This is a genomic window from Epilithonimonas sp. (genome assembly GCF_032055105.1).
Lineage (GTDB): Bacteria > Bacteroidota > Bacteroidia > Flavobacteriales > Weeksellaceae > Epilithonimonas.
The window spans coordinates 21,101-28,986 of the sequence record NZ_DAMBRK010000023.1; the positions used below are offsets into that span (position 1 = coordinate 21,101).

Here is a 7,886-nt window from a genome sequence, read left to right on the forward strand (position 1 = left end):
TTAGGTTTTGTTAAAAGCTGTTAATGTTTTAATATTTGTTTTTAGTTAATTTAATTTTTTTTAAATTTGCAAAAAAATTAGACATATTTTAAATAAATAATAAAATCAAACAATGAACTATCAATTAGACGATATCGATAAAAAAATCCTAGATTTCTTGGTAGAAAACACAAGAATGCCTTTCACAGAAATTGCTAAACAGATGGATGTTTCAGCTGGAACAATCCACGTAAGAGTGAAAAAAATGGAAGATGCAGGAATCATTTTAGGATCATCTCTTAGTATAGATTATAGCAAATTAGACTATAACTTTACAGCATTCATCGGTATCTTGCTTACAAAGTCAAACCATACACAAGAAGTATTGAAGCAATTGTCTTTGATTCCGAATGTTGTGGAAGCTAGCGTAACATCAGGAAAATATAATATCTTCTGCAAAATGAGAGCAAAAAATACAGAAGATGCAAAAAAAATTATCTATCAGATAGATGACATCCAAGATGTGATGAGAACAGAAAGTATGATCTCTATGGAGGAATACATTAGTGATAAAAACCGTCTTATAAACGCGGTAAGTATATAGTTAGTTAATAGAAATTTTTATAGAAAGGAGCTTATTCGTAAGCTCTTTTTTTATACTTTTATACCATGGATTCAGCAGACAGAAGTTTCAAAAACAACAAAGATTATTACCTCTTTTTCGGATTGATAATTTTGGTTTATTTTCTAAGTATTAATACAGATTATGCAGAGTATTCTCTTCATCAGCAGATTAATATTCCAAGTAATTTTTTCTATTACACTTTCGGTGTAGATATTTTGGTAATTATCAGTTGGATTTTGATTTTGCTTTACAGAAAAGTTGGAGTTATTCTTTTTCCGATATTCGTTGCTATACATTTTCTCTTGCACAACTATTTCCTTAGCACTTTTTTGTACTCAGACATTACCGTAATTTTTCTATACATCGGAGTAGGGCTTTTGGCAATTATCCCAAGATGGAGCTTTTTGAAGTAGTATATTAACAAAGTTTCGGGCGACTTAATCCGCTTTCCTTTTCCATTTTACCACTCTCAGGCTCTCGAAGCGTCCATTCAAATCGAGGAACAAGATTCATAGATTCAAATAAAAAATAATATATAAATAAGAAATAAGTCGCGCTACAGTTTCAATATAAAAACATGATGATCTGTCAAAAAAATGTTTTTTTTAAAATTAAACTTACTAAAACGGCATTCTCTCCAAAGCCATTTGAAGCGCAATTGCTCCAGCAGCAGATGAGGTAATCAGAAGCCATTCTCTTTGATTGAGCTTTGTTATTTTGGATAAGATTGTGAAGATGATTAGGATAGCCAAAACCATTGCAATTTGACCCAATTCCAATCCAATGTTAAAGCCTAAAAGAGGTATTGCAATACTTTGTTCTTTTGCAAGCATCATTCTGGCTGTATTTGCAAATCCCATCCCGTGAATCAATCCAAAAAATAAAGCAAAATAAAACTGATAAGGACGTTTTCCCTTGAACAAGATATTGTCCAATGCGGTAATCACAATCGTACAAGGAATCAAAAATTCTACCCAATTGCTTTTCACGCGGATGATATCAAAACTTGATAAAGCTAATGTGATACAATGTCCAATCGTAAATGCAGTAATCAATATCAATAATTTTTTTAAGTCTTTGAAACTATAAGCTGCAATCAACGCCAAAATAAAAAGCTGATGATCCAAAGCGTCCAAAGAAATAATATGATCCCAACCCAGCTGCAAGTAAAATAGAAAATCCTCCATTGTTTAATTTCTGAAAACCGTATGAAAATAATGATTAATTTTGATTTTAATTATTATTCAACAAATGAAAAAAAGTTTTTTTCTTATATATCTTTTATCATTAATCATTTGTAATTTATCATATACTCTACATCCTTATCACGTAGGTTCTATGGAGTTCAATTACAATTCAAAATCAAAAACATTTGAGATTACGGGACGTTTTTTTATGGATGACTTGGAAAATGCTCTCAATAAAAAATATGGAAAATCTGTTCATTTTCTTGATTCAAAATTCAAATCAGAAATTAATAAAGAACTAGAGCAGTATGCAAAAGAATATCTTCGGTTGAAAGCCGATAATCAATTTGTGAAAATTAATTATGTTGGCTACGAAGAAGATCACGAGAGTGTCAATATCTATCTGGAATCCGAATCTTTGGCTGTTCCGAAAAAAGTTGAAACCGCTGTTAGTCTTCTTTATAATCTATTTGATGACCAGATGAACATCATTCATATTGTTGTAAATAGCGAAAGAAAAAGCGAGAAATTAGCTTATCCGGATCGTTATCTTTTTAAGCAATTTTAATTTATATTTGAATTGATTTAAAATCCTGAAAACATGAAAAAAATTATTGCTATTTTGTCGCTTACTGTCTCACTTAATATCTTTTCTCAACAAAAAATGAATACTGATACAAAACTTCCGCTAGGTGCATTTTCAGTCAGCCTTAATGTCAAAGATTTGCAAAAGTCAAAAGAGTATTATGAAAAACTAGGTTTCTCACAGATGGGTGGCGATATGAAGCATAACTATCTTATTATGAAAAATGGAACTACCATTATTGGCATTTTCCAAGGAATGTTTGAAGGTAATATTTTGACATTTAATCCTGGTTGGGATGAAAATGCTAAAGAAGTGAATCCGTTTTCTGATGTTCGTGATATCCAGAAAAAATTGAAAGCTGATAATATTAAATTAAATACAGAAGCTGACGAAAATACGAAAGGTCCAGCTTATATAGAATTGGCAGATCCAGATGAAAACAAAATCTTGATAGATCAACACCGATAGATTTTGCTGTAAAATAATAAAAGCTTTGAATCTACCTGATTCAAAGCTTTTTTTTGTAATAAATTGGGCAAAACTTTACATCAATTTAAAGGTTTTTGTACATTCCGAAACGATGTCGGGGAAGAATTTGTTAAAATAAAATTGCAGCTCTTTTTTATTCTTCAAAAATAAATCGAAAACAGGAATGTTTTTTTCCAAATATTTAGCTTTATTAAGGACATTCTGCATGCTGAACTTGATTCCTCGATCCGTTCTGTAATTTGTCAACCAATCATCTTGTTCCATTCTGATTAGCATTCTTTTGTAATCTTCGGGAAGCCATTTTTCATTTTCCCAAAGGATTTTATAAGTTTTCAGAGAATGTTGTTTCAAATCTTCAATCGGATAGTAATGCGCTACAAAATAATCAAAAGCAACGTCTACAAAAGCTCCAGAATAAAGCCTTACCAAAGGACTGAAAATCTTTTTTGCTTCCGAAACTGCGGGATGAGAATCTGTAAAACTATCGATAAACCGATGAAGCTTAATCCCTTCTTGGATCTCCAAAGGAAAATTTTCCCGCTCATTGTTCTTTATAAAGTCCGCAATCATATTCCCGACCAGTTGTCCGTTGGTAAAAGAAAGAATAGAGTGGGCTAGGTAATTCATCAAGTGAATTTACGAATTATTAATGATGATTGAAATTAAAAAAGCCGTTCCACAAAATCTTCGATCTTGCTGATTTCTTCAATCTTGATTCCGAATTTTCTTTTTGGAAGTTTATTAAGATTTGAAACAAATATTTTTTCGTAACCCAATTTTTCCGCTTCGGTAATTCTTTGTTCAGCTTGTGCAACAGGACGAATTTCTCCACTCAATCCAATTTCTCCCGCAAAACAGTAATGTTCCGAAATGGCAATATCTTCATTGCTCGATAAAATTGAAGCGACAACTGCTAAGTCCAAAGCAGGATCATCAGTTTTAATTCCACCTGTTATATTAAGGAAAACATCTTTTGCTCCTAATTGGAATCCAGCTCTTTTTTCCAGAACAGCCAAAAGCATATTCAGTCTTTTGGAATCAAATCCTGTGGAACTTCTTTGTGGAGTTCCATAAACTGCAGTTGAAACCAAAGCTTGGATTTCCAATAACATCGGTCTGTTTCCTTCCAAAGTTACGGCAACTGAGTTTCCGGAAAGTTCTTCTGATTTTTTAGTTATGAGAATTTCTGAAGGGTTTTTGATTTCTTTCAAACCTTGCGAAATCATTTCATAAATCCCAATTTCTGATGTAGAACCAAAACGATTTTTGTTAGCTCTCAATAATCGGAAAAGGTGATTTCTGTCGCCATCAAAATTAAGAACAACATCTACCATGTGCTCCAAAACTTTTGGACCAGCAATTTGTCCGTCTTTTGTAATATGTCCAACCAGAAAAACAGGAATGTTGTTGTCTTTGGCAAATTTGATGATTTCGTTAGAACATTCTCGGATTTGAGAAACAGTTCCCGGCGAGCTTTCTATCAATTGAGATTGCAAAGTCTGGATAGAATCTATAATCATAAAATCTGGCATTAGTTTTTTTGCTTCGTGCAAGATTTTCTCAACATTAGTTTCTGTGAAAAGGAAGCAATTTGGGTTTTTAACTTCGGCTAATCTGTCGGCTCTCATTTTGATTTGAGAAGCACTTTCTTCACCTGAAACATACAGGATTTTCTTCTTCATTTTCAAGGCTAATTGAAGGAGTAGTGTTGATTTTCCAATTCCGGGTTCTCCTCCAATCAAGGTTACGGAACCCAAAACAATTCCGCCACCTAAAACTCGGTCTAGTTCTTCGGAAGGTGTTTTGATTCTTGGTTCTTCGTTGGTTTCAACTTCTATGATGTTGATGATAGAAGATTTGGATTTTGGAACGACAGATTTTGTAGATTTTTCTACGATTTCTTCCACCAGCGTATTCCATTCTCCACAGGTTTTGCATTGCCCGTGCCACTGAGAATATTGCGCGCCACAGTTCTGACAGAAATATTGAGTTTTGAGTTTTGCCATTCTGCTAAGTTCCAGAAAAATTCTCGAAAAGAAAATATTTGGAAAGAAGTTTTATTTTAAATATTCTACTCTTAAATTTCAAAAGCTTACTTTTGTGACCGTTGCATCGGAAAAGATGCTCCAAAAATTATTAATAAAATTAAATCATAAACAATGGCATTAGAAAAAAACAATGTAGTAACGCTAAAATATGTTCTACATACTAATGATGAGAACGGCGAAAAAGTATTTGTAGAAGAGACTTCTGCAGAAAACCCAATGACTTTTCTTTACGGTGTAGGAATGATGATTCCAAAATTCGAAGCTGAAATTCAAAATCTAGCGGTAGGTGATAAAGCATCTTTCGAAATTGCACCAAGCGAAGGTTACGGAGAAAGAAATCCTGAAGCAGTTACGCAATTGCCTGTTGATATGTTCCAAGGTCAAGAATTACCTCCAGTTGGAGCAATGTTGCCACTTTCTGATAATCAGGGAAATAATTTTCAAGCAATTGTATTGGAAGTAACGCCAGAAGAAGTTGTTGTAGACCTTAATCACCCAATGGCTGGAAGAAGTTTGTTCTTTGATGTGGAAATCCTAAACACACGACCTGCAACAGAAGAAGAATTAGCACATGGCCACGCTCACGGAGAAGATGGTCATTCTGGTCATTAATCTTTGAATTAGTAAAAATAAAAATGCTCGTTACAGTTAACGAGCATTTTTTTATGATGATTGTTTAGCTTTACTTTTTAGGAATATTTTTCAAAATCTCCTGTGTGTATTTCCAGAATTTTTGAGTGGAAGAAACACTCGCTCTTTCATCCGGAGAATGCGCGCCTTTGATGGTTGGTCCAAAACTTACCATTTCCATTTTTGGGTAATTGGCTCCGATGATTCCGCATTCCAAACCTGCATGACAAGCTACAACCAATGGTTTTTCTCCGAAGTTATTTTCATAAAGTTCGGTCATTACTTTGATGATTTCTGCTTCCGGTTTTGGTTTCCAGCCTGGATAAGAACCGGCGAATTCTGTTTTCAAAGAATTACTTTCAAAAGCCGATTTTAATTGATTGGCAACTTCCCATTTTGTAGATTCTACGGAAGAACGTGTTAAATTTAAAATCTTGATTTCTCCGTTTTTCAATTCGACTCTAGCAACGTTGTTGGAAGCTTCTACCAAACCTTCCACATCTGGACTCATTCGGAAAACACCATTATGAGCTGCATTGATGGCGAAAATTATTTTCTTAGAATCTTCAATAGAAATTACTTTTTCAGAAGAATCAGTTTTTTCAATATTGATAATTAAATCTTTTTCTAAAGAAGCAAATTCTTCCAAAATATCAGATTTTAATTGCTCAATGTTTTTTGAAAATATTTCTGAATTATCAACAGAAAAAATAGCTTTAGCTTCTCTTGGAATTGCATTTCTCAAACTTCCACCGTCAATTGAACTTAACTGAATCTGATGGTCTAATCCTAAGAATAAGAATCTTCCCAATAATTTATTTGAATTTCCAAGACCTTTGATAATATCCATTCCAGAGTGTCCACCTTGCAAACCTTTGATTTCAATTTTGAAAGTTTCTCCTTTTGATTCTTCCAACTCGAATTTTGCAGAAGCGGTTACATCTACACCACCGGCACAACCAATATCGATTTCGTCATCTTCTTCGGTGTCAAGATTTAATAAAATTTCACCTTTCAATTGTCCTGGTTTCAAAGCTAATGCGCCTGTCATTCCTGTTTCTTCATCAATAGTGAAAAGTGCTTCCAATTCTGGATGTGGAATGTCGTTACTTTCTAAGATTGACATAATCGTTGCAACGCCTAAGCCGTTATCAGCACCCAAAGTTGTTCCTTTTGCTCTTACCCAATCGCCATCAACATACATTTGGATTCCTTGAGTTTCGAAATCAAATTCTACATCGTTGTTTTTTTGACAAACCATATCAAGGTGAGATTGCATCACGATTGGCTGTCTGTCTTCCATTCCTGAAGTTGCGGGTTTTGTGATGATGACATTTCCAACTTCGTCAACGGTTGTTGGTAATCCCAAATTCTGGCCGAATTCTTTTATGAATTTTATAACTTTTTCTTCTTTTTTTGATGGTCTTGGAACCGAATTCAGTGCTTCGAAGTTTTTCCAAATCACTTTTGGTTCCAGTTGAGAATATTCCATTTTTTTGAAATTTTTTGAATTGGCAATTTACTAATTATGAAAGGAAAATGAAATCTTTATGACATAAATAATGTTTCTGGAATCTTTGATTCGTTTTATGTTTTATAATTTTGAAACTTCAATTCTAGCAAACTATTGATGTCGAATTTTATACAACAATTTTCAAAATTTCTAAGGTTAAGAGTGTCCGTTTCGGAATGGATTTACTTGATAAAATGTGTCATTGGTGCAGCAATCTGTTATTTGTTTTATGTTTTTCTTCCACAATATCCTGTTTATTGGGCATTGATTTCTGTCGTAATTGTTTTCTCACCGGATAACAGCAACAAGTTGGCTTACGATAGGATCAAATCCAATCTTCTTGGCGCTTCTATTGGGATGCTTTTGTTTTTTATTCCTGTACCAAGTATACTTAAAATTTGTTTTGGAGTAGCAATTACGATATTGGTTGGGATTGCTTTTCAATTAGATAATACATTGCGTTCTGCGTTGGCAGCTCTTGTTATTGTTTTGATTGAGGAAAATCAGGCGCACGATTGGCTGATTCCCATTGAACGTGTAATTTGTGTCTGCATCGGATGTTTTGTCGCGTTGATCATCACTTTTATTTTTTCTAAGTTCAAAAGTTATGGTCAAACTTTTTTGAAACATTGATAAAAGGTACAAAACCCTTAGCCCCGATAGCAGCGACATCCTTTTTTGTTTTCTATTGCTAATGTTATTTTATGGACTATCGTTCTGAAAACAAAAAAGATATAGCGGATAGCGGGATTAAGCTCCTAAATAAAAAAACTCCCCAAAATTGGACTGCCCCCAAAAAGTTATACACTTTTTAGGGGCATTTTTTATG

10 protein-coding genes are annotated in these 7,886 nt (G+C 33.6%); 6 read left to right on the plus strand and 4 right to left on the minus strand.

The window, feature by feature from the left end; genetic code table 11:
• Positions 1–112: 112 nt before the first annotated feature.
• Positions 113–583: an Lrp/AsnC family transcriptional regulator gene (locus RTY06_RS15110; RefSeq protein ID WP_116032426.1), complete on the plus strand. Its 471-nt coding sequence runs from the start codon at positions 113–115 to the stop codon at positions 581–583.
• 65 nt (positions 584–648) lie between these two features.
• Positions 649–1,017: a hypothetical protein gene (locus RTY06_RS15115; RefSeq protein WP_312825806.1), complete on the plus strand. Its 369-nt coding sequence runs from the start codon at positions 649–651 to the stop codon at positions 1,015–1,017.
• Positions 1,018–1,224: 207 nt separating this feature from the next.
• Here the strand turns inward: RTY06_RS15115 and RTY06_RS15120 are convergent, their stop codons facing one another.
• A complete protein-coding gene (locus tag RTY06_RS15120; RefSeq protein ID WP_312825807.1) occupies positions 1,225–1,791 on the minus strand; it encodes a HupE/UreJ family protein in 567 nt (188 codons plus the stop codon).
• Between the two features lie 64 nt (positions 1,792–1,855).
• Between RTY06_RS15120 and RTY06_RS15125 the strand changes: the two genes are divergently transcribed.
• Both RTY06_RS15125 and RTY06_RS15130 read left to right on the plus strand, forming a co-directional pair.
• Positions 1,856–2,359 carry a DUF6702 family protein gene (locus RTY06_RS15125; RefSeq protein ID WP_312825808.1) on the plus strand — a complete coding sequence of 168 codons (504 nt, stop codon included), beginning with the start codon at positions 1,856–1,858 and terminating at the stop codon, positions 2,357–2,359.
• Between the two features lie 96 nt (positions 2,360–2,455).
• Positions 2,456–2,845: a VOC family protein gene (locus RTY06_RS15130; RefSeq protein ID WP_312825809.1), complete on the plus strand. Its 390-nt coding sequence runs from the start codon at positions 2,456–2,458 to the stop codon at positions 2,843–2,845.
• Positions 2,846–2,920: 75 nt separating this feature from the next.
• Here RTY06_RS15130 and RTY06_RS15135 read toward each other — a convergent pair whose 3' ends face one another.
• Positions 2,921–3,493: an ACP phosphodiesterase gene (locus RTY06_RS15135; protein ID WP_312825810.1), complete on the minus strand. Its 573-nt coding sequence runs from the start codon at positions 3,491–3,493 to the stop codon at positions 2,921–2,923.
• 35 nt (positions 3,494–3,528) lie between these two features.
• Positions 3,529–4,872 carry a DNA repair protein RadA gene (gene radA / locus RTY06_RS15140; RefSeq protein WP_116032411.1) on the minus strand — a complete coding sequence of 448 codons (1,344 nt, stop codon included), beginning with the start codon at positions 4,870–4,872 and terminating at the stop codon, positions 3,529–3,531.
• A 153-nt stretch (positions 4,873–5,025) separates the two neighbouring features.
• Between radA and RTY06_RS15145 the strand changes: the two genes are divergently transcribed.
• Positions 5,026–5,526 carry a peptidylprolyl isomerase gene (locus RTY06_RS15145; RefSeq protein ID WP_312825811.1) on the plus strand — a complete coding sequence of 167 codons (501 nt, stop codon included), beginning with the start codon at positions 5,026–5,028 and terminating at the stop codon, positions 5,524–5,526.
• Between the two features lie 70 nt (positions 5,527–5,596).
• Here RTY06_RS15145 and RTY06_RS15150 read toward each other — a convergent pair whose 3' ends face one another.
• Positions 5,597–7,036, minus strand: a complete 1,440-nt coding sequence (locus tag RTY06_RS15150; protein WP_312825812.1) for an aminoacyl-histidine dipeptidase — start codon at positions 7,034–7,036, stop codon at positions 5,597–5,599.
• Positions 7,037–7,174: 138 nt separating this feature from the next.
• On the opposite strand from RTY06_RS15150, the gene RTY06_RS15155 reads away from it, so the two are divergent.
• Entirely contained in the window at positions 7,175–7,690 is a 516-nt protein-coding gene (locus tag RTY06_RS15155; protein ID WP_312825813.1) for an FUSC family protein, read from the plus strand.
• Positions 7,691–7,886 lie beyond the last annotated feature (196 nt).